Origin of the sequence: Myceligenerans xiligouense (genome assembly GCF_003814695.1) — a bacterium.
Taxonomy (GTDB): domain Bacteria; phylum Actinomycetota; class Actinomycetes; order Actinomycetales; family Cellulomonadaceae; genus Myceligenerans; species Myceligenerans xiligouense.
Window position 1 is genome coordinate 1,594,447 of sequence record NZ_RKQZ01000001.1, and the last position, 25,653, is coordinate 1,620,099.

The 25,653-nt window shown below is 70.6% G+C and carries 23 protein-coding genes and 2 pseudogenes; 10 read left to right on the top strand and 15 right to left on the bottom strand.

What is annotated here, in order from left to right:
- Positions 1 to 24 precede the first annotated feature (24 nt).
- A complete protein-coding gene (locus EDD34_RS06835; protein WP_123813893.1) occupies positions 25 to 747 on the top strand; it encodes a hypothetical protein in 723 nt (240 codons plus the stop codon).
- 10 nt (positions 748 to 757) lie between these two features.
- Here EDD34_RS06835 and EDD34_RS06840 read toward each other — a convergent pair whose 3' ends face one another.
- Positions 758 to 1,438, bottom strand: coding sequence for a nuclease-related domain-containing protein (locus tag EDD34_RS06840; protein ID WP_170176986.1), 681 nt, complete (start codon positions 1,436 to 1,438; stop codon positions 758 to 760).
- 250 nt (positions 1,439 to 1,688) lie between these two features.
- On the opposite strand from EDD34_RS06840, the gene EDD34_RS06845 reads away from it, so the two are divergent.
- Positions 1,689 to 2,291 carry a thymidine kinase gene (locus EDD34_RS06845; RefSeq protein ID WP_246012224.1) on the top strand — a complete coding sequence of 201 codons (603 nt, stop codon included), beginning with the start codon at positions 1,689 to 1,691 and terminating at the stop codon, positions 2,289 to 2,291.
- Positions 2,292 to 2,435: 144 nt separating this feature from the next.
- Here EDD34_RS06845 and EDD34_RS06850 read toward each other — a convergent pair whose 3' ends face one another.
- Together EDD34_RS06850 and EDD34_RS06855 are read right to left on the bottom strand one after the other, a co-directional pair.
- On the bottom strand, positions 2,436 to 2,831 hold the full coding sequence (locus EDD34_RS06850; RefSeq protein WP_123813895.1) for a DUF302 domain-containing protein: 396 nt from the start codon (positions 2,829 to 2,831) through the stop codon (positions 2,436 to 2,438).
- A 119-nt stretch (positions 2,832 to 2,950) separates the two neighbouring features.
- Complete coding sequence (locus tag EDD34_RS06855; RefSeq protein ID WP_123813896.1) at positions 2,951 to 3,358, bottom strand: hypothetical protein; 408 nt, start codon at positions 3,356 to 3,358, stop codon at positions 2,951 to 2,953.
- A gap of 181 nt (positions 3,359 to 3,539) precedes the next feature.
- Here EDD34_RS06855 and EDD34_RS21560 point away from each other — a divergent pair.
- A pseudogene (locus tag EDD34_RS21560) lies at positions 3,540 to 3,710 on the top strand (AAA family ATPase); the annotation flags it as partial.
- Between the two features lie 105 nt (positions 3,711 to 3,815).
- On the opposite strand, the gene EDD34_RS21115 reads toward EDD34_RS21560, so the two are convergent.
- The 3 genes and pseudogenes from EDD34_RS21115 to EDD34_RS21565 form a co-directional block, all read right to left on the bottom strand.
- Positions 3,816 to 4,727: a GSU2403 family nucleotidyltransferase fold protein gene (locus EDD34_RS21115; RefSeq protein WP_123813897.1), complete on the bottom strand. Its 912-nt coding sequence runs from the start codon at positions 4,725 to 4,727 to the stop codon at positions 3,816 to 3,818.
- Positions 4,724 to 5,092, bottom strand: a complete 369-nt coding sequence (locus EDD34_RS21120; protein WP_246012226.1) for a hypothetical protein — start codon at positions 5,090 to 5,092, stop codon at positions 4,724 to 4,726. The genes EDD34_RS21115 and EDD34_RS21120 overlap by 4 nt, the downstream gene beginning before the upstream one ends.
- Positions 5,093 to 5,248: 156 nt before the next feature.
- Positions 5,249 to 5,392, bottom strand: a pseudogene (locus tag EDD34_RS21565) (helix-turn-helix domain-containing protein); the annotation flags it as partial.
- Between the two features lie 160 nt (positions 5,393 to 5,552).
- On the opposite strand from EDD34_RS21565, the gene EDD34_RS06875 reads away from it, so the two are divergent.
- From EDD34_RS06875 to EDD34_RS06885, 3 genes are all read left to right on the top strand, one after another.
- Entirely contained in the window at positions 5,553 to 6,890 is a 1,338-nt protein-coding gene (locus tag EDD34_RS06875) for a hypothetical protein (protein WP_123813899.1), read from the top strand.
- Between the two features lie 63 nt (positions 6,891 to 6,953).
- Complete coding sequence (locus EDD34_RS06880) at positions 6,954 to 8,141, top strand: AAA family ATPase (protein WP_211341517.1); 1,188 nt, start codon at positions 6,954 to 6,956, stop codon at positions 8,139 to 8,141.
- Positions 8,142 to 8,180: 39 nt separating this feature from the next.
- The gene (locus tag EDD34_RS06885) at positions 8,181 to 9,356 is read left to right on the top strand and encodes a vWA domain-containing protein (RefSeq protein ID WP_425462373.1); all 1,176 of its coding nucleotides are present in this window, start codon (positions 8,181 to 8,183) and stop codon (positions 9,354 to 9,356) included.
- 89 nt (positions 9,357 to 9,445) lie between these two features.
- Here the strand turns inward: EDD34_RS06885 and EDD34_RS06890 are convergent, their stop codons facing one another.
- Positions 9,446 to 10,078 carry a TetR/AcrR family transcriptional regulator gene (locus EDD34_RS06890; RefSeq protein ID WP_123813901.1) on the bottom strand — a complete coding sequence of 211 codons (633 nt, stop codon included), beginning with the start codon at positions 10,076 to 10,078 and terminating at the stop codon, positions 9,446 to 9,448.
- Between the two features lie 93 nt (positions 10,079 to 10,171).
- On the opposite strand from EDD34_RS06890, the gene EDD34_RS06895 reads away from it, so the two are divergent.
- Positions 10,172 to 10,960, top strand: coding sequence for an alpha/beta fold hydrolase (locus EDD34_RS06895; RefSeq protein WP_123813902.1), 789 nt, complete (start codon positions 10,172 to 10,174; stop codon positions 10,958 to 10,960).
- Between the two features lie 159 nt (positions 10,961 to 11,119).
- On the opposite strand, the gene EDD34_RS06900 is transcribed toward EDD34_RS06895, so the two are convergent.
- From EDD34_RS06900 to EDD34_RS06910, 4 genes are all read right to left on the bottom strand, one after another.
- Positions 11,120 to 12,016 (bottom strand): phosphotransferase, encoded by an 897-nt coding sequence (locus EDD34_RS06900; RefSeq protein ID WP_123813903.1) that lies wholly within the window; start codon positions 12,014 to 12,016, stop codon positions 11,120 to 11,122.
- A 35-nt stretch (positions 12,017 to 12,051) separates the two neighbouring features.
- On the bottom strand, positions 12,052 to 12,513 hold the full coding sequence (locus EDD34_RS06905) for a glycine-rich domain-containing protein (protein WP_123813904.1): 462 nt from the start codon (positions 12,511 to 12,513) through the stop codon (positions 12,052 to 12,054).
- 267 nt (positions 12,514 to 12,780) lie between these two features.
- Positions 12,781 to 12,924, bottom strand: coding sequence for a hypothetical protein (locus tag EDD34_RS20615; protein ID WP_170176987.1), 144 nt, complete (start codon positions 12,922 to 12,924; stop codon positions 12,781 to 12,783).
- A 125-nt stretch (positions 12,925 to 13,049) separates the two neighbouring features.
- Positions 13,050 to 13,865, bottom strand: coding sequence for an HAD family hydrolase (locus EDD34_RS06910; RefSeq protein ID WP_123813905.1), 816 nt, complete (start codon positions 13,863 to 13,865; stop codon positions 13,050 to 13,052).
- Between the two features lie 12 nt (positions 13,866 to 13,877).
- Here EDD34_RS06910 and EDD34_RS06915 point away from each other — a divergent pair, with 12 nt between their 5' ends.
- On the top strand, positions 13,878 to 15,164 hold the full coding sequence (locus EDD34_RS06915; RefSeq protein WP_123813906.1) for a helix-turn-helix domain-containing protein: 1,287 nt from the start codon (positions 13,878 to 13,880) through the stop codon (positions 15,162 to 15,164).
- A gap of 16 nt (positions 15,165 to 15,180) precedes the next feature.
- Entirely contained in the window at positions 15,181 to 15,759 is a 579-nt protein-coding gene (locus tag EDD34_RS06920; RefSeq protein WP_123813907.1) for an HD domain-containing protein, read from the top strand.
- A 1,329-nt stretch (positions 15,760 to 17,088) separates the two neighbouring features.
- On the opposite strand, the gene glnA is transcribed toward EDD34_RS06920, so the two are convergent.
- The 4 genes from glnA to lipB form a co-directional block, all read right to left on the bottom strand.
- Positions 17,089 to 18,513 (bottom strand): type I glutamate--ammonia ligase, encoded by a 1,425-nt coding sequence (glnA, locus tag EDD34_RS06925; protein ID WP_123813908.1) that lies wholly within the window; start codon positions 18,511 to 18,513, stop codon positions 17,089 to 17,091.
- Between the two features lie 297 nt (positions 18,514 to 18,810).
- The gene (locus tag EDD34_RS06930) at positions 18,811 to 19,542 is read right to left on the bottom strand and encodes a DUF4191 domain-containing protein (protein ID WP_123813909.1); all 732 of its coding nucleotides are present in this window, start codon (positions 19,540 to 19,542) and stop codon (positions 18,811 to 18,813) included.
- A 130-nt stretch (positions 19,543 to 19,672) separates the two neighbouring features.
- The gene (gene lipA, locus EDD34_RS06935) at positions 19,673 to 20,677 is read right to left on the bottom strand and encodes a lipoyl synthase (RefSeq protein WP_123813910.1); all 1,005 of its coding nucleotides are present in this window, start codon (positions 20,675 to 20,677) and stop codon (positions 19,673 to 19,675) included.
- A gap of 149 nt (positions 20,678 to 20,826) precedes the next feature.
- On the bottom strand, positions 20,827 to 21,594 hold the full coding sequence (gene lipB / locus EDD34_RS06940; RefSeq protein ID WP_123813911.1) for a lipoyl(octanoyl) transferase LipB: 768 nt from the start codon (positions 21,592 to 21,594) through the stop codon (positions 20,827 to 20,829).
- A gap of 227 nt (positions 21,595 to 21,821) precedes the next feature.
- Here lipB and EDD34_RS06945 point away from each other — a divergent pair, with 227 nt between their 5' ends.
- The gene (locus EDD34_RS06945) at positions 21,822 to 25,628 is read left to right on the top strand and encodes a DUF4132 domain-containing protein (RefSeq protein ID WP_123813912.1); all 3,807 of its coding nucleotides are present in this window, start codon (positions 21,822 to 21,824) and stop codon (positions 25,626 to 25,628) included.
- Positions 25,629 to 25,653: the final 25 nt, after the last annotated feature.

Sequence of the window (25,653 nt, forward strand, 5' to 3'; positions counted from 1 at the left end):
GCGGGGCGGGGCGAGGCTTGAGACATGATCCGGAGCGACCGTCGCGGGGGACCCGCGAGGAGCGGAAGTCCGCGGCGGCGCAGCAGGCGCCTCCTCGGGGCTCTGGTCGGCGTCGCCTGCGCGGGCGTGTACGGCGGGTGGGTCAAGCCGCGTCACGACCGCTGGGGGGCGACCGACGACGAAGTCGTCGCGGTGCTGCCGGGTGATGACCACCTCCGGGAGCCGGCGACGCAGTTCACCCGGGCCATCACGATCGATGTGCCACCGTGCAACGTCTGGCCGTGGGTGGTGCAGATCGGTGCGGACCGGGGAGGCTTCTACAGCTACGAGTGGCTCGAGAACCTGTTCGGCCTGGGGATCCGCAACGCCCGGGACATCGTGGCCGAATGGCAGGACCTGCACGTCGGTGACCTCGTCCGGGCCAGCAGGGACCGCGGTGGGGGATGGTACGTCGTCGAACTCCGGCCGGATGAGGCGATGGTGCTGCGGGTCGCCGACGCGGCGGCCGGGCGGCCGGTCCGGCGTGACGAGCCGGCCGGCGGGGAGTTCCTGTGGACCTTCGCGCTGCGGGACACCCAGGACGGTCGCACCCGCCTGCTGCTGCGGGAGCGCTCGGTGTTCCGCGCGTGGCTCCTGAAGTCGCTGATGGTGCCGGTGACCGAGATCAGTTTCCTGATGTCGCGCCGCATGCTGCTCGGGATCAAGGCGAGCGCCGAGGGGCGTGTCGCCGTGGCCGGTGGCAGGTAGGTGTCGCGAGCTATGCGCGCGTGCTGTGCACCGGCAACCACGTGGTGGGCATCCGGGCTGCCTGGTAGAGGGTCGCGACCTCGTCGCTCGTGAAGGTCGCCGGGCTCGCGTCCTCGGCGTCGAACCATGACTGGAACGTGTCGAGCGCGAGCAGGCGCACGCCGGCGGCCGACAACTCGTCGCGCACCTCGGCCGGATCGACGAAGGCGACGACCGGGCGGGCCGACACCGTCAGGCCCACCGCGGTGGACAGCAGCCTGCTCACCCTGTCGCCCTCGTGCCGGGCCGCCCGGAGCGTGGTGACCTCGCCGTGGCGGGCGCTTCCGTCTGCCCGGGTGGTTCGCATGGTGCTGCTGCGGCCGGTGATGCGGCGTCCGCTCCAGTGCTTGGTGTTGATCGAGTACACCCCTGGCGGGCCGATGAGGAGGTGGTCGAGATCGGTACCCGTGGCACTGACGACGATGGAGTGCAGAACTCGCCACCTCGGGTGCCGTCCGAGGAACGCGCCGAGCTCCCGCGCCACGGCCCGCTCGCCCCGGATCCCTTGCGCGATGCGGCGGTACTGGTCGTCGGCGACGCCGTCGAGGAAGCCTCTCAGCACGCGGAGCGGGTGCTTGCGCAGGTAGTCCCGGCGCCAGAGCAGGAGTTGCTGCGCCGGCTTGTTGCGGGCCAGGTCTTCGTCCAGGTGCACGGATCGACCGTAGGCCGGAGTCGCAGGGCATCGCCTCTCGGGGAGCGGCTCCCGAGGCCGATCGGAGATGGCGGGGTCATCGCCCGTCGCGTACGCGCGTCAGCCCTGACGGCGTCGGGCACGGCGTCGGGCGGGCGGCGACGCCGCGTCCCCGGTGCGGCCGCGACCGGCAGGACCGCGGTCCGCGGCGGGAGTACTAGGGTTCTGTCCGGCGGGGACTGTCCTGCCCTGGACGGCGGGAGACGCATCGGTGGAGCTGTCGCTCGTGCTCGGCCCGATGAAGTCCGGCAAGTCGCTCGACCTCATCGCGCAGATGGCGCCGCTGGCGTACTCGCGGCTGAGCTGCGCCGTCGTGCAGTCGGCGCGGCACGTGCGGGACGCGCGGATCGTCTCCCGGACGGGTGCCTCGGTGCCGACGGTCAAGCTCGACACCCTCGAACCGCTGCTGCACACCACGGAGGACGTCGTCGCCATCGACGAGGTCCACATGTTCGCTCCCGCCGACGTCCGCGTCGTCGAGGAACTGGTGCTGCGCGGTACCCGCGTGCTGGCCTGCGGCATCGACCTCGACCACCGTGGCGAGCTGTTCGCCACGGTCCGGTCCCTGCTCGAGCTGGGCCCGACCGACGTGCGCTACCGGCGGGCCGTGTGCGACCGCTGCCAGGACCTGCACGCCGCGTTCACCCAGGTGCTCAGCGACGGCGTGCCGTTCCTCGAACCTCTCGGCGCGTCCGAGCCGCTGCCCGACGACGGCACGTTCACCTACGAGGCGTTGTGCCGGCGCTGCTTCGTGCTGCCGGAGACGGCGATCGTCACCGGAACGTCCGGCGTGCCGAGGCCACCGCGGCCGTGACGATCGGCGCGAGCCACGGTGGCGTCGACATGAAGACCTCCCCAGGTAGAGCCCTCTGCTCTCACGCCGGCATCGCCGTATCGACGGTGCGCCGCCGTTCGGGCCGGCTCTCCGGGGGCGTGGTCTCTGCCTGCCTGATCGCGGTCAGGCGTTCTCCAGCTGCGCGAGCGCGGTGCGGAGCCGCTGTGCGGCGTCGTCGGCCACCGCGTTGAGCTCGGGGCTCTCGGCGACGGACATCATCGCGTGAGGGTCGACGGCCTCGACGGCGGTGGTGCCGTCGCCGAGGTCCCGGACCACGACGTTGCACGGCAGGAGCGCGCCCACCGACGGGTCCGCCTGGAGCGCGCGGTGGGCGAGCGGCGGGTTGCAGGCGCCGAGCACGAGGTACGGGTCGAGCTCGGCGCCGAGCTTCTCCTTCAGGGTCGCGGCCATGTCGATCTCCGTGAGTACGCCGAAGCCTTGCTCGGCGAGCGCCTCCCGGACGTTCGTGACGGTCGCGTCGAACGGTGTGGGGAGCGTCGTGGTGATCGTGTAGGTCATGGGTTCCTCCTCGGGTCGGACGGGGTGGGGCGGCGTGGTTCCTGTCACCATGATCGGACGGTCACGGTGATCGGCGCGATGGCAGCGCCCGCCGACGGCGTCCGTGGCGGCTCCGGCTCTCAGGTGACCGAGCACGTGGACGCCGAGGTGGTACGCCGCTGGAACAGGCCGAACGCCGTGGCGGCCACGGCGACGACCGCCATCGACGCGCTGAGCGGATCGAAGGACAGCAGCAGGGGCGCGGCGAGCACGGAGGCCCCGGCCACGACGTCGCACGGGCCGCAGCCGAGTGCGCTGCGCCGGCTCTCACCCCGGGCCGGGACGTAGGTGGCGACCGTGGCGGCCGCCAGCGCCGCGCTCACCAGCACGATCGTGAGGAACGCGGCGCCCGCGCCCGCCGCTCCGCCGCCGGCGGTCACGTACCAGGCGAACAGGGCGGGCGTGGCCAGGACGCCGACGACGACGCGCCGGGGGCTCAGCGGCCCCCGGCGGCGTACGTCCTCGCGCGCCGGCGACGTCGGGCTCATCCGGGGCAGGTGCACTGCTCGGACCGGGGGACGGTGGCCATGACGTCGTCGACGTGCATGCCGCATCCGGTCCAGGTGATCTTGCCGCAGCGGTCACAGCGGGCGGGGCTGCACATGGGTCTCTCCTCGGGTTGGTGACCACCGGGGTGGCCGGGATGTGTTCTCGTGGCGACTATACCCCATGGGGTATCGGGGGCTCGCACGACAGGTCCGCGAACGGTTCGTCGCCCTGGTCCGGGAGGACCGGGACGTCGTCCTGGACCTTTCGTTCTGGTCCCGCGAGACGCGGGACTCCTACCGGCGGCTTCTCGGCGAGTGCGGTGTCGAGCCCGAGACGTTTTACGTCCGTACGCCCCGAGCGGTCGCGCTCGCCCGGGTCGCCGCCCGCGCGGGAGCCCACCGCGACGACGTCGTGCTCACGCCGGAGGTCGCCACCCGGTACTACGACCACCCGGTACTACGACCACTTCGAGCCGCCGACGCCGGGCGAGGGGCCGCTCACCGTGGTGGACGGCGGGGGTGCGGGGGCGGGGTGGCCCGGGTGGTCCGCCGGAGCCCTCTGCGCCACGTCCATCCCTGCATCCTTCCCTGCAAGGATTTCCAGGGTCAGCTGTGCCTGGGTTCGGTGTCCGGGAGGTAGCGCTCGCCATGCAGGGTGGTCCGTCCCGAGCTGAGTGGCGAGGGTGTCGACCCGTCGACGGTCGGAGCCGATGAAGTCTTCGCGTTCGACGAAGGGATCGTCGATACACGCCAGAAGTGCCGCTGCGTCGAACAGGTGGCGGTCGCGGTCGCGGCTGTCCGTGGTGTAGGCGGCTGCCTTGAGGACCACCCCACCGAAGGGGCGCGGCACTGAGATGGTGGCGGTTCTCCCCGAGGTGACCTCCACTCGGGCATTGATCGTGCGACGCAGCGCCTGCGTTCCACCTTCGATGCGAACCATCTCGTGGCCATGGAGTCTCTCGATCACCCGTGGCGCGGGATGGTCGGCGATCAGCACGTCGACCTGGTCTTCGGCGGAGCCGGCGACCAGGTCGACGGTGGTGCGATCACGGACGAACCGGTGGGCCGTGTTGTTGCGGATGTCGATGCTCGGCTGGAACCGATAACCGAGTCCTTTCAGCGCTGCTGCGACGGCGCCGGGAACGCCGCGGGTGGTCTCGATATGGAGCACGATGTCGACATCGTTGGTCGGACGGACGATGCCCAGCCCATGGTGGATGCTGTGGAGCTGGGTCATCAGACCTCCGACGAGCGTCCAGGTGCCAGCAGGAAGTGCTTCGGCCAGTTCGGTGACGCTCGGCCATGGGAATGGCCAGCCACCGGCTACGAGGGCTACATCGATGGTCGGCCGTTCACGGTTCGCGCTCATCGATATGCCTGCAACAGATCGTCCAGAGTCCGGAGGCCGGCTCCCCGCGCCCGCGGGTCGGAGCTGGTGCCTGCGTCCAGGGCGGCGACGACAGGGGTCTTGACCAGATGCCTCACTGTGTCGAAGTCGAAGCCGGTCACTCGCAGCACGGCTGATCCGCCCTCGTCGACCCGGAGCCCGAGTGAACGCACGGCGGCGTCGAGCTCGGTCTCGGGCAGGTACCCGTCAGCACCGTCTGGCATCAGGGCTGAGATGTCCAGGTGCCCGGGGTCGCTGCTGGTGAGCAGAGCTCGCAGCCGGGGGAGAGCGGCACGGTGCGCGGTGTAGGTGTGCACGGCCGCGCGGTCGCGCATGCGAGTCAGCAACTGGGATGCTTCAGTGATCTCGCGGAGCGCGCGGCGGAGGCGGGAGGATTGGGTGGGACCGAGCCAGGAGGCGTCATTGCCCGAGAGGAAGGCGATGGCCCCCCACGCAGTGTGCTCAGCCCATGCGCGGGTCCGGCCCTGGCGTCGTGACAAGAGGTACTTGTCAACGGAGTCCCGGTCGATAGTTCCCCGTGTCACTCGGGTGATCGACCCGGAGTCGGCCAAGCGGCGAGCGTGCCGGGCGGACACGCCCAAAGCCTTCGCGGTCTCTTGGACGGTGAGCAGTTCGCCGGACGTCATGACAGATAATGTCCGCTAGGGGACGCAATCTGTCAATCGGGCAGGGTGAGTGCATCGTTCGGGTGCTGATCACCCCGGAGCCGAGGCTGCTACGATTCGCGGCGATGATGACCTTCACGATCACCAGATTGGGGGTCCGATTCACCGACGGTGAGTGCTGATGCACTCGACGGAAGTGAACGGGCGATCCCGACTTCGCGTCTGGCAGCGAGTACGTGAGTACGCCGTACCGCCGCCGATGATCAAGGCCTCCACCGCTCGTCGCCTGGCCGGCGACTGGGCTGGGGCCTGTAGCGCGGCCCGCATCGACACCGAGCTCGACCTGCGTGCGTTGCGCCGCAGGTTCGGCGCCGAACTGTCGACGGCGGTCCGCGACGACCTGCGACACCTGGCTCCGGAGCTGCTGCGCTGGCACATGCCGCGGATGATGCCGGACGGACTGTTGCGCCCGGGCCTGACCGTCTCCCTGGCTCGCTACCGGACCGGCGAACTCACTGCCCACCTGGTGATTCGCACGCCGCCCGCGTGGGCGTCCGGCCCGCAGCGGATGGTCCTGTCCTGGTGGTACGGAGCCGCGGGGCACCATCCGCACCCTCGCCCCGACCGGCGATTCCGGCTCGATCTGCACCGGCACCTGTGGGACGCGCGGCGCACCGCGGAGCTTCCCGACCGGGGAGGCCGCCCCGGCGACGCGGCTCCCGACGGAGGGGCACCGCGCCGCTGGGCCGCCGAGGCCGAGATCCTCCGGACGGCAGAGCGCGCGCCCGACAGCGACGTCGTCGTCCGGCTGGGCTCACGGCGTCTGGTCCTCAGGCCAGGCGGGACGGTCACGGAACTGCCGTCGGGCATACGGCCGTCCCGGCCGGGGGCGCTGCCCCTGGCGCTGCCCGACGCCGCGACCTGGGTTCCGCCGGACGTGCTCCTGCTGGAGGCCGGAATGGTTCAACCGGCCCAGTTGCACCCACTCGTCGCAGACGCACTCGGGGCCCACAGCCCTGAGTGCGACACGCGCCCGAGTGCACCCGGGACGCGCCTGGTCGACTGCCGCGGCGCCGTGCATCGGCTCCGCGTGGTCGACGGCGTCCTCACCATCCTTGACCACGACCCCGAAGAGATCCGCCGCGAGCAGCTTCTCGCGACGCTCACGGGCGCCCCGCTCCCGTGCCTGCAGGTCGTCGACCGGCTGTACCGCTCGCCGGCCGAACTCGACGAGGTCCGTGCGCGCCTCGATCACGGGGACGCCGCGTCGGCAGTCGCCGTGATCGAGGACCTGCTCGGGGCCGACGCCGTGCTGCGCGCCGGTGACCTGCAGGCCGAGCTGACCGCAGCGGCGTCCACCCGGATCGCCTACGGCGCCTATCGAGCGGGACTGTCGCCGGTGCTGCTCGACCCTGACGCCCAGCGTGCACCGGCTCGCATCTTGCTTTCCGGCGGAATCCGTCGGGACGCGCGCCACCGCACGCCCCGGCGGCGCGTTCGTCAGCGGGTGCCGGCGTGAGCGCCGCGTGACGACCGGCCTGCGCCTCTTCCCCTGAACCTTCGACCACACCAGGTGATGCCCATGTCCTCTCAGCTTCATGTTGCCTCCGACCTCATCTCACTCCTTTCTGCCACCTCCACCGAGACCCGCGCAGACCCGCAGCTCGCCGCGCTCGCGCTCGCCGTGGCCGCCGACGTCCCGGTGTTGCTGTGGGGCGAGCCCGGCATCGGCAAGACCTCAGCGATCACGCAGCTCGCCGACTCGTTCGACCTGCCCCTGACCACCGTGATCGCGAGCGTGCACGAACCGTCCGACTTCAACGGCCTCCCCGTCGTCGGCGACGACCCGGCGCGCCAGGGCGTGCCGATGGCCCCACCCGACTGGGCGGTGCGCCTGGTTCGCGAGGGGCGCGGTCTGCTGTTCCTCGACGAGTTGTCGACCGCCCCGCCCGCCGTGCAGGCCGGGCTCCTACGGGTCGTCCTGGAGCGCCAGGTCGGCGCGCTACGGCTCCCGGACGGCGTGCGGATCGTCGCGGCGGCCAACCCGCGTTCGTCGTCGGCCGACGGATGGGAGCTGAGCGCGCCGCTGGCCAACCGGTTCGTCCACCTGACCTGGCGGCACGACGACGACGTGGTGGTCCGCGGGCTCGGTGGCACCTGGCCGCGTGCCGTCCTGCCGCGCCTGGACCAAGAACGGCTCGGCGACGCCGTGGCGATCGCCCGTCGCGCCGTGTGCACGTTCCTGGAGGCTCGGCCCGCGTTGATCCACCAGCTCCCGACGACCGAGACCCGCCGCGGTGGCGCCTGGCCCTCTCCGCGCAGCTGGGAGACGGCGGTCCGGCTGATCGCGTTCGCCACGGCCGCCGACGTCGACCGCGACGTGCTCGCACCGCTGGTCAAAGGCACGGTCGGGGACGGGCCCGGGTTCGAGCTGCTCGCCGCCCTGGACCGGATGGACCTGCCCGACCCCGAGGACCTGCTCGCCGATCCGACGTCGGCCGTGCTGCCGGACCGGGGCGATCTGCGGCAGGCGACGCTTGACGCGGTCGTGCTCGCGGTGAAGAAGCGGCCCGACCAGGACCGTTGGCACGCGGCCTGGGCGGTGCTCGTCCGGGCGCTGGAGACCGGCTCACCGGACCTCTTGGTCACGCCCGTCATGACGCTGTCCGCGCTGCGAGAACCGGGCTGGGACGTACCGGCCGAGATCGAACGGTTCGCGGTGGCGGTTCCGCTCGGGAAGCGTGCCGGAATGCTGCCGGCGGGTGCCTGACATGGACACGGATAAGCTCTGGGCCGCGCGGCTGCTGGCCTGCCGCGCCGCCCGTACCTCGCGTCCGCGCTGTTCGCGCTCGACGTCGTCGAGACGGCGAGCGTGCCGACCATGGCCGTCGACAAGTACTGGCGCTGCTACGTCTCGCCCACGTTCGTGGACTCGACCGCCACGGCGGAGCTCGCCGGCGTCTGGGTGCACGAGGTCAGCCATCTGCTGCGTGACCACCACGGCCGCGGCGACCGGCTCGCCCGCACCGGCGGACTGGACGGGCCCGCCGGACGCTTCCGGCTCAACCTCGCCGCCGACTGCGAGATCAACGACGACATCTACGACGACGAACTGCCCAGGCCCGCCGGGGCCGTGACCGTTCGGGCGCTCCGGCTCAAGGCAGGGCTCCTGATGGAGGAGTACGTCCGTGACATCAGCCCGGGGCCGCTCACCGATCGGTACGCCTGGCACGAGTGCGGCAGCGGGGCGGACGGTGTGCTGCGGCCGTGGGACCTGGGGCCGGACGGGGCGCACGGACTGACCGAGTCCGAACGCGAGGCCGTCCGGTTCCGGGTGGCGCAGGGCATCGTCGGGGCGCCGGGCTCTGCTCCCGCCGGGTGGAAGCGGTGGGCCAACGACGTCGTCCACCCACCCCAGCCCTGGCGGGACCTGCTCGGCGCCGCGGTCCGGTCCGCCGTCACGGCCGGTGGCGTCGGCGACGACTACACCTACGGGCGCCCCGCCCGCCGCAGCGCGGCACTGACCGGTGTGGTCCTGCCCAGCCTGCGACGACGGCCGCCCCGGGTCGGCGTCGTCGTCGATACCTCGGGATCGGTGAGCGACGACGAACTCGGCAGCGCCCTCCTGGAGGTCACCGCGATCATCCGGGCACTCGGCGGGCGGCGCGATCTTGTGACCGTGCTCTCGTGTGACGCGGCCGTGCACACCGTCGGGCCCATCTGCCAGTCCGAAGGCCTGTCGCTCGTGTGCGGCGGGGGAACGGACCTGCGCACGGGGATCACCGCCGCGGTCAGCCGTTCCCCGCGGCCCGACGTCGTGGTCGTGCTCACCGACGGACAGACCGACTGGCCGTCGTCACGGCCGGCGAGCCGCACGGTCATCGGGTTGTTCGACCGGGTCCGTCGGTGGAGCGAGGAGTGCGACCACGTTCCCGATGGTCCGCCGGAATGGGCGCGGGTCGTGCACATCGGTCAGGGCACATAGCCGTCGATCCTGCGGGCCGGCTCGGTTGGCCCCGATACGCAGGTCTCAGCGCAGCGCGGCCGTCGCCTCGCCATGCCTGTTGGCACGGTTCACGCCGGCGCGTACGCCGCCAGGAAGATCCGTACCGCCTCACGGGTGTGACGTCTCAATGCTTCGTCGTCCGGCAAGGCGCCGTCCCCGAGCAGCATCGCCTCGTTGAGCGGACCGGACATCACCAGCCAGTTCAGGAACGCCGCCGCCACCCGGGCGTCCGGGGCGCGGACCAGCCCGGCGTCGTTCAGTCGCGAGACGAGCACGGCCAGCGCGCCGATCGCTCGTGCCGGACCGTTCTCCCAGAGCGTGCGGGCCAGGTCCGGAAAGCGCTCGACCTCGCCGATCACCAGGCGGCGCAGGCGCAGGATCCGCGGCTGGAGCACGACGGTCGCCTGGCGCAGCAGGTACTCCTCGAGATAGCCGGCGAGCTCATCGGGACCTGGCAACTCGTGCTCGTCGGGATGGACGGCGTCGCCCGCCGCCGTCGTCATCGCCGAGACGACCGCCACGAAGAGCCGCTCCTTGCTTCCGAAGTAGTTGTAGATCGTCTGCTTCGACACCCCGGACACCGTCGAGACCTCGTCGACGCTCGCACCGACGAACCCGTCGCGGAGGAACACCGCCTCCGCGGCTTCGAGGATCGCCGCCCGCTTGCGCTGCGAGCTGGGCCTGAAGGCTTCCACCACCATCACCGACCTCCTCGACCGTTGCGTTTCTAGACCATGCAGTCTAATCTCATCGGAAACAAGACTACCGAGTCCAATTTCTGAAGGAGCCTGACCATGACGGAGTTCACCACCACCTCTCGCGGCGACCGCGTCGCCTACGACCTGCTCGGATCTGGGCCTGCCGTCGTCTTCGTGACGGGTGCCGGGCCGGACCGCGCCGACGACCCGGTGACCGCCGAGACCGCGCAGCGTGCCGCCGATGCCGGGCTGACCACCGTGACGTTCGACCGCCTCGGGCGGGGAGAGAGCCCCGCCGAGGGCCGTCTCGACCTGGACCGCGAGCTGGCGGCGGTCGGCGCGATGATCGACGTCGCGGGCGGCTCCGCCGTGCTGGTCGGGCATTCGTCCGGCTGCTCGCTCAGCCTCAAGGCCGCCACGGCCGGGCTGCCCGTCACCGGCCTCGCCCTCTGGGAGGCGCCCCTGGGCGACCCCGCCGCGACGACGCAGGCGTGGGCCGACGAGATCGAGCGCTTGCTCGACGCCGGCGACCACGAGAACGCGATGCGGCACTACATGAAGGACATGCCGCCCGAATGGCTGGCAGAGATGGAGGCCTCCCCGGCCTGGCCCATGATCGCCCGCACCGTCGCCACCTACCGCGCCGACGCGCATTCGCTCGCGTGGGCGCAGCGCGCGCTGGAGGACGGCACCCTCGACATCACGGTCCCGGTGCTCGCCATGTACGGGACGAAGACCTTCCCCGAGATGCCCGTTGCGGCGGCGAGCATCGTGGCGGCGGTGCCGAAGGGTACGGAGAAGGAGATGCCGGGCGCCATGCACAGCTGGGAGCCGGAGCCGATGGCGGCGAAGCTGGCGGAGTTCACGCGAGCGTGCGCCGGATAAGTCTCCGAAAGCGAGGAGCGACCACGTTCCCGAGGGGCCACCCGAGTGGGCGCGGGTCGTGCGCATCGGTCAGGGTGGCTGATCCGCGACCGATGCGGTCCCGACGGAGTCGTGCCCGTGGGCCAGGTGCCAAGGAGGGCGTCTCCGCCTGGCCAGCGGTTAGCTCGGCCGGTGCTTGGTCCATCGGCGTGCAGCCTCGACCGGTCCGGTGCGGTGGGGGCTGGGGTGTTGGACGGCGAGCCTGCGCCACATGCCGTACGTGGCCGCGGCGAAAGTGGACACCGCAGCGGCACTCGTGTCGGGCCGCCGCATTCCCCAGGTCGAGACGACCAGCCGTTCCGCATCGGCTGGGTCGTACCCTGCCGCAATGAGCCGGATGGTCAGGAGTGCGGCGTCCACCCATGCCGGCCCGGTGCGTGCCCAGGCCCAGTCGACCAAGTTCGCTTGCCCGTCCGCGACGAGCAGGTTCAACTCGTGCACATCGCCGTGGACCAGGCTCTGACCGTTCAGTGCGTCGGCGATGTCGCGGTCGGCTTGCACGAGCCGGTCTAAGTGTTGCTTCTCCCACGGATCCAGCAGGTCGGCATTCCGTTCTGCGAGCCATCCCCAGCCGGCGAACTTGGCGTACTTCTTCGCCAGCGGGGTCAGGTCGGGGACCGGGCTCGGGGTGAGGTTGTCGGCAAGGCGGGAGACGAGGTCGATGACAGCCGGGATGTGGGTCGAGCCCGGGGACAGGTTGGCGTGCTGGCCGGGTACGAAGGCGTACCCGGCCAGCAGCCAGCCGCCGGTCTCTATGGTCCACAGCAGGCACGGCGCGTCGGCCGTGACCTCCCGGAGCCGCTGATTGACGCGGATCTCGTGCCGGTGCGCACGAGCCTGCTGGTCATCGAGACGCACGCCCTTGCAGAACACCGGCCCATGGGTGGTTTCGAGGAAGGCCGCGAACATGCTGTTGCGGCCCGCCTCCGGCTCGCCCATGTGTATTACGGGCCCGGCCTCGGCTTCCACGGCGCGGCGGACGGTCTCGGGCAGGTCGTCCCATGACCAGCGGTTCATGCGCGTCTCTCCAATCGGATCCGGTGGTGCGAGGGTCAGGCGGGTGAGCTGGTGCAGCCCTGGTGGCACTGGGAGCACTCGATGTGGTGTCCGGTGGGCCACAGGTCGGTGTCAACGTAGAACCCGGCGGCGCTGATCGCATCGACGGTGCGGACGAGCCTGTCGTGTGCGGTGATGCCGGTGACGTCCGTGTCGGTGGGGTCGGTGGGCACGTGGTGCAGGAACCTGCCCGCGACCCGGTCGCAGAACGTGGCGTAGTCACGGGTGTGCAGGATGAACTCGTGCCAGCCGTGGTCCACCAGCGGCGACGGTGACAACGGACGGCCGGCGTGGCGCGCGCTGGTGGCGAGGAAGGCCAGGGCCTGGTCCACGATCCGCTCGGCCAGTGCCGGGTCGTGCCCGTGTTCGACGGCGACACGGTCGGTGAGGATCTGGAACAAGTCGTGGTCGATGAGCTCGCGGCCTTCTCGCAGGGTCGGCTCGGTGATGGTGGTCATCATTTCCTCCAGGGTTCTCTTCTTGTGCTGTCTTGTTGGGGTGGGTCGGGGCTCGGGGCGTGAGCCCCGACCCACGTCACCCGCCAGGGGGTGGCGGGCTCGCGGCCGGACTTCGTGCAGGAGGTGCAGGGGTTTCCGGGGGTGCGCGTCCGGCCGCAAGAACGGAGGGTCAGAAACTCGGACCAGGCCGCCTACCGCCTCACTCGCGAGGCCCGCCGGGCAGCCAGTAGTACGGCGAGTAGGACGACGTATCCGGCCAGGACCATGTCATGGCGCCACCTCATCGGCGGGCTCCAGCTCATCAGGGGCTAGCAGTGCCCGGTCGAACCCGCCTCGGTCGATGTGCACGCGGACGGACCAGGATCCGGGTATATCGATCTCGACGACGGTCCCCGTCGCTCCGATCAGCATGCGCGGCCCCTCCACGACCCGGACTCGGTCACCTACCTGCCAGGCGCGGACACGGTTCACAGGGTGTTCAGAGTCGGCGGCCGTACTGTCGTCCGAACCACTCAGGACGCCGTCACCGAGCGCGTTCACCGAGCCACCGCCGCAGGCCAGCCAGCGATAGATCGCAGCACCGGTACTACGCCGTCGTCGGCGATGGTCCCGGTAACCTTGTTCGCGGCCTCACGCACGGCCATCGGGGCATGCCCCATGGCGACACCGCGGGCCGCCCAGTGCAGCATGTCGATATCGTTCCTGCCGTCGCCGACCGCGACTGTCCGTGCCGATGGGACGCCCACGGCCACGCGGACTCGCTCCAGGGATGTGGCCTTGGAGACGCCTCCAGGGGTGACGTCCACCCATTCGGAATGCGGGGCGTTGGCAGTCAGACCTGTTGCCCGCAGGTCCTCGACCAGCCAGCCCGCACCGGCCCCGACCAGCGCGACCCGTGGTGAGGGTGCCGCCCAGAGTCCTTCGAGGTTCGCGGGCTGCAGCACGCCGGACAACTCGTGCGGGGCGAACGTCCCGGCGATGCGGTAGCCGTGCCCGGGGATCTCGGCCGCGATGCGTAGCCGCAGCTTCGGTGCGACGTGTCGCACCACTGCTTCAACGTCGATGTCGTGACGCTCGACGATCTTGACCTTCCCGCCACTGATCCGGGCCGTGATCGCTCCGTTGGACGTGATGAGCCATCCGTCGCGCAGCCCGAGTTGCCATGCCACCGGTACCGCGCCCGCCAGCGACCTGCCGGTTGCCAGCGCGACATGGTGACCGGCACCGGCGACAGCGCGGACTTCGTGGACGACGAGGTCGGACGGCGGCAGTCCTGTTTCCAGGATCGTGCCGTCGATGTCGAGGGCGACGAGCTGGGCGGTGGCGGTGATGGCCGTACTGGTGGTGTTCATCGTGCCGTCTCCATGAGGGGGCTGAATTGCTCTATTGATGGCGGGGTTCGCGGCGTTCCGCCTAACCTTGTGAGCGGCATCACGCTCGGTCTCAACCTTCGCGGAGCGGGGCGTGGAGATGGACTGATCGGGAGTACGGGTTTCGACGCGCGTGCACGGGCGATCGACAGGGGAAGCCGCATGGCAGCACAGTCAGCACTGACTGGAACGCAGGGCGAGGCCCGCCGCGAGGAAATCGGCGTGGTCTCGGCCTTCGTCTTCAAGCTGCTGCGCAGTGCCGCTGGCTGCCGCCAGGTCGACGTTGCCGAGCATCTGCGGGTGGATGTCACCACGATCCAGGGATGGGAGAGCGGGCGGCGTCCGCTGTCCGCGCTGACCGGGACGAGCCTGCTCAGGCTCCGCAACAGCCTGATCGCTCTCGGGGCCCCGGCTGCGGCGGCAAACACTCTCGTCGAGGCCGTTGAGGCGGACGTGATTCTGTCCACGGCCATCACTGCGGGCCCCGTCGTGTCCGATGTTCAGGCTCACCCGCTGGGAGTGGCGGTTCTGCGCCGGTCATTGTTGGCGCTGGTCACCTGGCCGTTCACGGGCATGGCACCCGCAGTCCTGCGGCCTCTCGGTGCGCCGCTGGGGCGTGGCCCGGTGCCGACCCATCCGCAGCTGAGCGCCCGGATGACAGACCGGTTCTTCGACCACCTGCTGACCATCGCGGACTCCGCCAGGAACGGTGGCAGCGCACCCCTGCGCCGGCAAGCGGTCTACCTCCTCGGCTACGACCGCCGGCCGAGCACGATGGCATGGCTCATCACCGAGTATCAGCGCATCGTCCGCACGAGCGGCGCGACGAGCACCCCGACGGACTTCCTCCTGGGCAGGTCGGCAGCGCTCGGGCTCGCGCGGCAGGGCGACCTGGATCCGATCCAGCGGTTCATCGGGACCGATCTCACTCAGCCCCAGCACGTGACCGCCAACCTGGTCTACTGGGCCTACTGGCTCGGGGAGATCCCCGACGCCTACGCGTCCGACGACGACATGCTCACCGGTGGCGCAACGGTCTGGACAGGCCATCGCCTGATGGAGCACCTGCTCAACCACCTCCACGACCCGAAGCACGCCGACCTGAACGCCCACACCCTGTGGTCGCTCGTCCTGGCGAGACCGAACCTGCTCGACGCAGGCCCGGTCAGCCGCACCGACGCATCGACAAAGGTCGAGTCCGCCATTCATGATGGCCTCGACCCGCGCGCCCGCCGCGAGCTGTCCGAGGTGTACTTCGCCACCCGCCTCGCCGGGCGCTGACCAAGGAGGCAACCGCATGACCGACCACGTGACCGACCCGGACGCTGCCGCCGTCGCCGACTTCGCTCACGAGATGGGCGTCCTCAAGCGACTGCGTCGTGCCGGATGGTGGCAGGTCGGTGTCCGTGACCCCGAGTCCGTCGCCGAGCACAGCCTTCGTGTGGCCCAGCTCGCCGCACTCATCGCCGCCGAAGAAGGCGCCGACCCCGCCCGCGCCGCCTACCTCGGCCTGTGGCACGACTCGCAAGAGACCCGGATCACCGACATCCCGCACTCGGCGCGTCCCTATCTCGGCAAGGCCGACAACGAAGCCGTCACCCGCGACCAGGTGCGGCACATGCCCGACGCCGCAGCCAAGACCATCAGCGAAGCCGTGGTCGAGTTCGAGGCCAAGGAGACCCTGGAAGCACAGTGCGCCAAGGACGCCGACAAGCTCGAATGCCTCCTCCAAGCCCTGGAATACCGAGCAGCCGGACACCAGCACGTCCAGAAATGGATCGACAGCTCCCGCTCAGGCATCACCACGGGATTTGCTGCCCGCATCGCCGACGCAGCACTCGCAGGGAGCACGATGAACTGGCACGAACAAGGCTGACGATCCAGCTCTCCCAGACCGACCGTGTGCCCGCAGGGCCGAGTGGCACTGCCGAATTGGCCTCTAAGGAGTCAAGGCGCGCCTCCGGCGCGCAGGCGGGCACGCACGGAGCCTCCGCCGCGCTACGGGGGCCCGTCGCTCCGGGCGCTGCGCGCCCTGCGCGCACCCCTCCGCGCACCCCTGACGGCCTACCGGCTCCGCACACGACAAAGGCGACCCCGACATGTTCGAGGTCGCCTTTCGTCATGCCTCCGGCGGGCACCTGCTGGAGTCAAGAGGATCGAGGGACGGTGTCCCTGTCCTCCGTCGTCCGTTGGCTTCACCGGGACCCTGACACCGAACCCCTCGTGCCCGCAAGGGGGCCGGCACCGCGCCTGCATCACCAGCACTCACGCCGTCGAGCCGGACCCCTTGCGGGCACGAGAGAACCGATGTCCGAGACGTGCCCCGCGCCAACGGACGACGGAGGACAGGGACACCGGGGCCGGACACTGGCAGGGTCACAGACCCGCGCGGTGGAGGTTGTCGAGGGGCGGGGGACACCCACTCAGGTCGTTTTTTCCCCGATCGCCTCGGCGACCTTATCTATGGCTCTGCGGACAAGGTGAAGGCTGCCATCTGGGCTGTCGTGGGACTCTTCGTAGGCGTGAACGTCCACGACGTAGCGCAGTTGTGGTATCGCTCCGGATGGGCCTTCAGCTGTCACGGCAATCGTGACGCGAAGCGCATCCCTCGTTCCCAAGACGTCGTGCCCGGCCCCCAGCGGCCACACGATTTGCCGTCCTGGGGCGATCGATGGAATTCCTTCGCGCAACCACCTCGATGCGGACTCTGCCTTGGATGTCAAGGTGCCGACTTCCTGAAGAGGCGGTTCAAATGTGGCCCGGACGTGTTCGGCGACGGTGCGGCCGGAGTTCCCGACGACAAGTACGAGTAGGTCGGATTGCTTCGCGTCAGGGCGGATGTCCACCCAGACCTACGGCTGGGTGGAGTCGCGATGTATCTGCTCCTGCAACTTGGTCTGCTCCCTGACAGCCCTTGCCTGTGCCTTCGTTGCCAGGGCAGCCATACCGGTGAAGTACAAGGCAATGACTGCGACAGCCAGGGCACCGATGCTCAGCCATACGTCCACCTGGCGAGCGTCTCACGAACGACCCGGGGCCGCCGCTGCGCTTGGATCATCGCATGACGGGATGTCCACCTGGGGAATTACATCGGCATTACATCGGAGCATGAGAAACGGCGGCAGACGCTGCACAACGTCACGAGACGTACATGCAGGTCAGCCGCCGTTTCAGCGTTCCGACCAGGCCCTATGCGGCCCGCCGATCAGATGTCGTAGTACAGCTCGAACTCGTGCGGGTGCGGACGCAGGCGGATCGGGTCCACCTCGTTCTCGCGCTTGTAGTCGATCCACGTCGCGATGAGGTCCTCGGAGAAGACGTCACCGGCGGTGAGGAACTCGTGGTCGGCCTCGAGGGCGTCGAGCACCTCGGGCAGCGACGTCGGGACCTGCGGGATGAGCGCGTGCTCCTCCGGGGGCAGCTCGTACAGGTCCTTGTCGACCGGCGCCGGCGGCTCGATCTTGTTCTTGATGCCGTCGATGCCGGCGAGCAGCATCGCGGAGAACGCGAGGTACGGGTTCGACGACGGGTCCGGCGCGCGGAACTCGATGCGCTTCGCCTTCGGCGAGGAGCCCGTGATCGGGATGCGGATCGAGGCGGAGCGGTTGCGGGCCGAGTAGACCAGGTTCACGGGGGCCTCGAAGCCCGGCACCAGACGGTGGTACGAGTTCATCGAGGGGTTCGTGAAGGCCAGCAGCGACGGCGCGTGCTTCAGGATGCCGCCGAGGTACCAGCGGGCCGTGTCGGACAGGCCGCCGTAGCCCTTCTCGTCGTAGAACAGCGGCTCGCCACCCAGCCACAGGGACTGGTGGGAGTGCATGCCGGAGCCGTTGTCACCGAAGATCGGCTTCGGCATGAACGTCGCCGACTTGCCGGCCTCGAACGCCACGTTCTTGATGACGTACTTGAACTTCATCAGGTCGTCGGCGGCGTGCAGCAGCGTGTTGAACCTGTAGTTGATCTCCTGCTGGCCGGCGGTGCCCACCTCGTGGTGCGCGCGCTCGACGGAGAGGCCGACCTTGCCGAGGGTCTTGACCATGTCGTCGCGGAGGTCCGCGAAACGGTCGCTCGGCGAGGTGGGGAAGTAGCCGCCCTTGTACCGGGTCTTGTACCCGAGGTTGCCGCCCTCCTCCTCGCGCCCGGTGTTCCACCAGGCCTCCTCGGAGTCGATCGAGTAGAAGCTCTCGGACTGCGACGTACCGAACTTCACGTCGTCGAAGATGTAGAACTCCGCCTCGGGCGCGAAGAACGCCGTGTCCGCGATGCCCGTGGAGCGCAGGTACGCCTCGGCCTTGGCCGCGATGTTGCGCGGGTCGCGGGCGTAGGGCTCGTTCGTGAACGGGTCCACGATCGAGAAGTTGATGACCAGCGTCTTGGCCTTGCGGAACGGGTCCACGAACGCCGTGGCGACGTCCGGCACGAGCTTCATGTCGGACTCGTGGATCGCCTGGAACCCGCGGATCGACGAGCCGTCGAACATGAGGCCCTCGGTGAACGAGTCCTCGCTGAACTGGTCGACGGGGATGTTGAAGTGCTGCATCACGCCCGGCAGGTCGATGAACCGGACGTCGACGAACTCCACCCCCTCGTTGCGGGTGAAGGCGATTGCCTCCTCGGCGTTGCTGAACATCTGCGCTCCTTGGCTCGCTGGATGACGTTCGGGAGATTTGACCGTCCGGTTGACCGCGCACGGATCCACCCGAACCTATGGTTCCGCGGTTTCTCTCTGGTTACTGATTGTTGCCGCCACGTTACGCCCGGCTCTCGGGTGTGTAACTCCCGGGAGAAGGGTAGGTCAGGGCAGCGTCAGCGGCTCTTACATTGCCAGAACTCGCACCGCCGCCTCGTCGGTGTCCGCTGGACGGATGTTCCGGCGTACGACGAAGACGCTCCCGTCCGGGAGCGCCTTCGTCGGGACAGGGCTGGATCAGCGCCCCCGCATCGCCTTGCGGTCCGGGCGCATCCGGGTCGGGTCGATGCCCTTGGGGATGGGCAGCCGGGCGCCACCGAGCGCCTTGAGCCGCTTGCCGACCTCGTTCACCTCGGACTTGGTGAGCCGCTTCTTCAGCTTCGTCACCGAGCGGGTGAGCTTGGTCAGCGGGACCTGGCCTTCCTCGTCGCCGCACTGGATCGCCGTGACCGGCACGTTCGGCAGCACGCGGGCGGTGCGCTTGGTCTCCTTGTCGAGGAGCTTGCGCACGCGGTGCGCGGGGCCCTCGGAGACGAGCACCACCCCGGCACGGCCGACGCCGCGGAACACGAAGTCCTGGTTGCGAGGGTCGACGGCGACCGGCTCGTCCTCGAACGTCCAGCCGCCGCGCACGGTCCCGAGCGCGGCCCGGGCGGCGCCGGGCTGACCCTGGATCTGCGTGTAGGCGGCCTTCTCCGCCTTGCGCGACAGCACGAACATCGCGCCGAGCAGGCCGAACGGGATGCCCACGATCAGCATGTAGATCGGGTGGCCCCACAGCAGGCCGATCACCTCGGCGAGGAGCACGATCGCCACGAAGACGCCCAGCATGATCCACGTCACCGACGGATCCTGCTTGTGGGTCATCTTGTAGACGGCCCACACCTGGTGGTACCAGCGCTGCTTCTTGGGCTTCTTGGAGCCGGCCGCGCCTGCGCGCGTGCTGTCTCCGGAGTTCGAACGGGCCATGGAATCCGATTCTACTTGCGTCGCGACCGGGCCACTGACCGTCACGGGTGGTGACGCGTGAGGCGGCGGGTGCGGGACCGAGGCCCGCACCCGCCGCCCGCCGCGAGGACGCGGCCCCGCGAAGGTTCGCTCAGCGCGGCGCCAGCAGGCTCGCCGCCTCCTGACGGGCCGTCGTCGGCTCGCCCAGGTGCTTGAGCGCCTCGGGGATCTCGCGCCCCTTCTTCGTCATGGCCTGGCCCCACAGGCGGCCCGCACGGTACGACGAGCGCACCAGCGGCCCCGCCATCACGCCCAGGAAGCCGGTCTCCTCGGCGAACTCGCTGAGCTCCACGAACTCCTCCGGCCGCACCCAGCGGTCCACCGGGTGGTGCCGCACCGACGGGCGCAGGTACTGGGTGATCGTGATGAGGTCGCAGCCCGCGTCGTGCAGGTCCACGAGAGCCTGCTTGACCTCGTCGATGGTCTCGCCCATCCCGAGGATCAGGTTCGACTTCGTCACCAGGCCGGCCTCGCGCGCCCGCGTCAGCACGGACAGCGACCGCTCGTAGCGGAAGGCCGGGCGGATCTGCTTGAAGATGCGCGGCACCGTCTCCACGTTGTGCGCGAGCACCTCCGGGCGGGAGTCGTTGACCTCGTCCAGCAGCTCGGGAATCGCGTTGAAGTCGGGGATGAGCAGCTCGACACCCGTTCCCGGGTTCATCGCGTGGATCTGGCGCACCGTCTCGGCGTAGAGCCAGGCGCCGCCGTCGGGCAGGTCGTCGCGGGCGACACCCGTCACCGTCGAGTACTTCAGGCCCATCGTCCGGACCGACTCGGCCACGCGGCGCGGCTCGTCCCGGTCGAACTCGGCCGGCTTGCCGGTGTCGATCTGGCAGAAGTCGCAGCGGCGCGTGCACTGGTCGCCGCCGATGAGGAACGTCGCCTCACGGTCCTCCCAACACTCGAAGATGTTGGGACAGCCGGCCTCCTCGCACACCGTGTGCAAGCCCTCGCCCTTGACCAGGCTCTTCATGTCACGGTACTCGGGCCCCATCGTCGCCCGGGTCTTGATCCACTCGGGCTTCTTCTCGATGGGGGTCGCCGCGTTGCGCGCTTCGACGCGGAGCATGCGGCGTCCCTCGGGTGCGATGGTCACGCTGTCTTCCCCTCCCAGGTCAGGGTTCTCCTGGCCAGCCTACGGCGTTCGTGTACGACGGCGGTCGTGGTGACGGCCCGCGCGTGCGTGGGGTTGGTCACCCCGTCGTCCGCGGCGTCGCGCGTGTGTTGCCCGCGCCGCGCGACGTCCTACGAGGCGGCAACCGCTCCGGCGGGCGTGGTGTTCCCGGCGGGTGCCGCGGCCGGGACGTCCGCTCCCGCGGCGTCGTCGGCCCTGGTCACCGCGAGCAGCGGCGTCAGGTGACGGACCAGGGCGTCCTCGATCAGGGGCAGCACCTCGGCGACGGTGACGTCACGGCCGAGCTCCGCCGAGAGGGACGTCACGTCCGCGTCCTCGGCCGGGATCCCGCACGGCACGATCTTCCCGAACGCGGCCAGGTCGGGGTCGCAGTTCAGGGCGAGGCCGTGCATGGTGACGCCCTTGGCGACGCGGGCGCCGATGGCGCACACCTTGCGCTCCAGGCGGGGCTCGCCGTCCGGCCCGGCCGCGTCCGGGCCGTCGGCCGCGATCCACACGCCCGAGCGCCCCTCGACGCGGATGGTCTCGACGCCGAGCCGGGCGCACACGTCCATGACGGCGGCCTCGAGCGTGCGGACGTAGCCGACGACGTCGAACGCCTGCGCCAGCTTCACGATCGGGTACGCGACGATCTGGCCGGGCCCGTGCCACGTGATCTTGCCGCCGCGATCGACGTCGACCACCTCGGTGCCGTCGGTGGGGTACTCGGAGCGGTTGGTGCGACGCCCGGCGGTGTAGACCGACGCGTGCTCCAGCAGGAAGAGGGTGTCGGGCCCGTCGCCCGTGCGCACGGCCTCGTGGGTGCGGCGCTGCAGATCCCAGCCCTCGTGGTAGTCGACGTGACCGGTGAGGCGCTGGATGTCGATGGGGTTCTCCACGCCGATCAGCCTACGCCGCGGGCGGGTGGGCGCGACTGTCTCCCTCGTCACGGAGGAGAACGGCCGTTGTGTGGTCTGCCGAACACGTCGGACGTCGGGCGCCGGCCGTGTCAGTGACCCTCGCTACGTTGTGCGTCATCCCGGCAGGGCGCTGGGCTTCCCGGGAAGAAGTGCGCCCTGAACTGCGGAGACAACGTTGATGACGGTGACGAGGAAACGGACTCCAGATGTTTCAGGCTGTGCGCGACAAGGCCGGTCGCAAGGACGTGGCGACCATCGTGTCGGACGGGCTCAAGGTGCTGCGGATCGAGGGGGAGGCGCTGCACGAGCGCGCCGTCGCGTACGTCGTGGAGGGCGATGGTGCGGACCTGGTGCTGGAACTGCAGGCCAGGGACACGAAGGAGCTCGACTCGGCACTGAGCGGGCAGCGCCACCACGGCCTGGGCTGGGTCGACTTCGAGAAGCGCGTGCGCAAGGCGACGTCGGGCCTGACGATCGAGGCGGCGAGGCGGGCGCGTGGACGTGCCCATCTGAGCAGCCGCATCACGCCGGAGCAGTTGTCGCGCCTCGGCCGCCTCCTGGCAGCGATCGCCTCCGACCCGGAGGTGCACGCCGCGGTACCGGAGTGGTTCGGCGTCCTCGCCCAGGATGTCGCGCTCACCTGCACCACCACCCGCAACGACACCGGCCCCGTCTGGACGCCGGAGCAGCTCGAGGCCGTCGCCCGGGCGGGCGGCCTGTCCGACGACGACGCCGTCTCGGCGGTGATCCAGCTCCTCCTGGCGCGTCCACGCGAGAACTCCTACACGCGCCGCCCCGACGTGGCCTGCTTCCTCCGCACGGCCCAGGCGTCCCCCTACCTCGCCGCACGTCCCGAAGCGGTGGACGCCGAGGTGCGGCGGCTCGGAGCCTCGGGGAAGAAGGCGTTCTGCGGCTTCATGGCGGTGCGGAACGCCCCGGAACCCCTGCGCGGCACGCTCGCGGCCCTGTGCGCCGACACGGCGAAGGGCGTGCGACGGGCCGCCGACGAGGTGGTCGCGACGCTGCCGGACGCCGAACAGGTGCGCCTGCTCGCGCCACTGCTGGAATCGGCACCGGCGGGCGCGCTCGACGACGTCGTGACACGCATCGTGGGTACCGACGGCGGGCCCGCCGCGATCGAGGCGGTGCTCGCGGGGAGGCGGACGGCGTCGTCGGGTGCGGCATCCTCGGGTACGGGGCACGGCAAGGGGCCGGGCCGCGCGCAGGACGCCCGGATCCTGGTGCTGGCCAAGGCCGTGGAGCGGCTGCGGGCGCTCGACACCGCCGAGGCGCAGGAGCTGCGGCTCCCGCCGTACGAGCCGCTGCCCGAGGTCGAGCTCGGCCGGCAGCACGTCGCGGCGGCTGTCGCGCACCGCGACACGATGCTCGCCGAGGCCCACGCGCACCGGCAGCGCATGCTGAAGGAATACAAGTCCTCCGGCCGCGCCAAGGGCGACAACTGGCACGTCCAGAGCGCCGAGCGAAACATCGCCTCGCTGGAGCAGATCGACACGGAGTATCTGACACGGCTCATGGAGGTCTTGTCGGGCCGCGAGCCGGCGTCACCGGCCCCCTCGGACAAGGACGGGAGGAGGAGATACGCGGCCACGCTGTCGTGGCTCGTCGACTGCCTCCCCAAGGTGGCTCCCGAGACGACACTCCTGCACCTCGCGAGGGCCGCGCGTGTCGGAAGCGGGCCGCACCATCAGCTGTGGTGGCTGATGCGCGGCCGTCTCGACGAGGTCTCCGACCTGCGCGCCCTGCGCGACGTCCTGGTCCGTGCGGGCTACGAGGACCCGGACGCCCGGATCGCCGACCTCGTGTTCCAGCGCTGGTGGGGCGTGGAGGAGATCCCGGCGCAGCGCATGTGGGCGTACTTCGCCGAGCGAGTCGGCATGCTCGATCAGCACCTCGTACCCCGGGACGGCTACGACGCGCACCGGGCCCCGGCCATCGTGCTCGGCATCCTCGACAAGTTCCCGGCGGCGCCCGCCCCGCTGCTGCCCCGGCTGAGCGCGCTCGCCATGGGCGCCGCCAGGACCCACCGGCTGGAGGCCCAGCGCGTGCTCGCCCGGCATCCGCGGGTGCGGGCGCTCGCCGAGCAGGGACTGACGGACGGCAAGTCGGCGGTGCGGATGTCGGCGGCCGGATGGCTGACGAACCTCGGGGACAAGGACGCGCTGCCGGCTCTGCGCACGGCGCTGGGCACCGAACGCCGCGAGGACGTCCGCGCGGCGTTCCTCACGGCGCTGGAGGCACTGGGCGACGACATCGGCGAGCACCTCTCGCCGGCGAAGCTGGCCGCGGAAGCCACCAAGGGCCTGAAGAAGAAGGCCCCCGTCAGCATGGCGTGGTTCCCGCTCGACGCGCTGCCGGACCTGCGCTGGACGGACGGCACGGCGGTCCCCCGCGAGATCGTGCGCTGGTGGGTCGTGCTCGCGGTGCGGCTCAAGGAACCGAGCGGCGAAGGGCTGATCGCCCGCTACGTCTCGCTGCTCGACGAGCCGTCCCGCGCTGCACTCGGTTCGTACGTCCTGCGGGCCTGGATCGCCCAGGACACCCGGGGGCCGTCCGCCGCCGAGTCCCGCGAGCACGCCGAGCAGGCGGCCCAGCAGCAGCACAAGTGGGCACAGCACTGGCTGTCGCAGAACCCGGGCTCCTCCTGGGCCCAGGAGAGCGCCGCGGTACCGCTCGAGGAGCACTACCGCCGCGCCTACAAGGCACACCAGGCCACCTATCTGGGCTCCGCCACCAAGGACAAGGGCCTCCTGGCGCTCACCGTCGGGATGCCCGGTGGCGAGCTGGCCGCCGCGGCCCAGCACTTCTTCAAGGCACACCCGCAGCGCCGCTCCCAGGCCGACTCGCTCGTCCGAGCCCTGGCCGCGAACGGTGACCGGCCCGCCGTGCAACTCCTGCTCGCCGTGTCCCGCCAGTTCAAGCTCCGCACGGTGCGGGAGCTGGCGGAGGAGCTCGCCGGGCAGCTCGCCGAGGCGCGCGGCTGGAGCGCGGACCAGCTCGCCGACCGCACGGTGCAGACCGCCGGGTTCGACGCCGACGGCGTGCTGCGCCTGTCCTTCGGCGAGCGCGAGTACACCGGCCGCATCACCGACGCCTTCACGATCGAGCTGCGCAACGACAAGGGCAAGGTCGTCAAGACGCCGCCGAGCACCCCGCAGGGCGCCGACGACGAGACCCGTGCCGCCTACAAGGAGGCCCGCGCGCAGCTCACGGCCGGCAAGAAGGAGCTCAAGGCGGTCGTGGAGCTGCAGACCCGCCGCCTGCGCGAGGCCATGATCCAGGGCCGTACCTGGAGCGCGGGCGAGTGGCGCGAGTTCGTCGCGGAGCACCCGGTCATGTCGCGCCTCGCCGCGCGCGTCGTGTGGCTCGCCGACCCGGGCACGCCCGCAAAGCGGGCGTTCCGGCCCGACGACGGCGCGCTGGTCGCCGTGGACGACGAGGACGTGACGCTCGGCGAGGGCGCGGACGACGACGGCCGCACGGTCGGCATCGCCCACGCGGTGACCCTCGCCGGCGGGAACGGCGGAGCCGACACCCCGGAGGCCTGGCGCGAGCACCTGGCCGACTACGAGGTGCGGCCCCTGTTCGAGCAGTTCGCCACCGCCGTGCCCGAGACGGCAGAGGGCGCGCGGCGCGTGACGGACCGGCGTGGCTGGCTCACCGACAGCTACACCGTGCGCGGCAGGCTGCTCGCCCGCGGGTACCAGAACGGCGGGGTGCAGGATGCCGGCTGGTTCTACGAGTACACGAAGGAGCACCCGTCGGCCGGCCTCGTCGCCGAGATCGAGTTCACGGGCGCGTTCATGGGCAACGAGAACATCCCCGCGGCGATCAAGGACCTGACCTTCCGCAAGCCCGGCACCTGGGGCGACCGCGGTGTCGTGCCGCTCGCCGACGTGCCGCCCGTGCTGCTGGCGGAGACCTATGCCGACTACCTGGACGTGGCCTCGGCCGGGGCGTACGACCCCGCCTGGGAGCGCAAGTCGGAGTACTGAAGCAGCGCCCTGGCCACGACAAGAC

Coding starts and splice junctions, on each gene's coding strand:
- EDD34_RS06850 (WP_123813895.1), bottom strand. CDS start 2,831: ATGACCTACACGATCACCACGACGCTCCCCACACCGTTCGACGCGACC.
- EDD34_RS06910 (WP_123813905.1), bottom strand. CDS start 13,865: ATGAACACCACCAGTACGGCCATCACCGCCACCGCCCAGCTCGTCGCC.
- EDD34_RS06855 (WP_123813896.1), bottom strand. CDS start 3,358: ATGAGCCCGACGTCGCCGGCGCGCGAGGACGTACGCCGCCGGGGGCCG.
- EDD34_RS06895 (WP_123813902.1), top strand. CDS start 10,172: ATGACGGAGTTCACCACCACCTCTCGCGGCGACCGCGTCGCCTACGAC.
- EDD34_RS06920 (WP_123813907.1), top strand. CDS start 15,181: ATGACCGACCACGTGACCGACCCGGACGCTGCCGCCGTCGCCGACTTC.
- EDD34_RS21115 (WP_123813897.1), bottom strand. CDS start 4,727: ATGAGCGCGAACCGTGAACGGCCGACCATCGATGTAGCCCTCGTAGCC.
- EDD34_RS06905 (WP_123813904.1), bottom strand. CDS start 12,513: ATGACCACCATCACCGAGCCGACCCTGCGAGAAGGCCGCGAGCTCATC.
- EDD34_RS06900 (WP_123813903.1), bottom strand. CDS start 12,016: ATGAACCGCTGGTCATGGGACGACCTGCCCGAGACCGTCCGCCGCGCC.
- EDD34_RS06890 (WP_123813901.1), bottom strand. CDS start 10,078: ATGGTGGTGGAAGCCTTCAGGCCCAGCTCGCAGCGCAAGCGGGCGGCG.
- EDD34_RS06880 (WP_211341517.1), top strand. CDS start 6,954: ATGTCCTCTCAGCTTCATGTTGCCTCCGACCTCATCTCACTCCTTTCT.
- EDD34_RS06930 (WP_123813909.1), bottom strand. CDS start 19,542: ATGGCCCGTTCGAACTCCGGAGACAGCACGCGCGCAGGCGCGGCCGGC.
- EDD34_RS06915 (WP_123813906.1), top strand. CDS start 13,878: ATGAGGGGGCTGAATTGCTCTATTGATGGCGGGGTTCGCGGCGTTCCG.
- EDD34_RS06835 (WP_123813893.1), top strand. CDS start 25: ATGATCCGGAGCGACCGTCGCGGGGGACCCGCGAGGAGCGGAAGTCCG.
- EDD34_RS06875 (WP_123813899.1), top strand. CDS start 5,553: ATGCACTCGACGGAAGTGAACGGGCGATCCCGACTTCGCGTCTGGCAG.
- EDD34_RS20615 (WP_170176987.1), bottom strand. CDS start 12,924: ATGCTGATCGGAGCGACGGGGACCGTCGTCGAGATCGATATACCCGGA.
- glnA (WP_123813908.1), bottom strand. CDS start 18,513: ATGTTCAGCAACGCCGAGGAGGCAATCGCCTTCACCCGCAACGAGGGG.
- EDD34_RS06945 (WP_123813912.1), top strand. CDS start 21,822: ATGTTTCAGGCTGTGCGCGACAAGGCCGGTCGCAAGGACGTGGCGACC.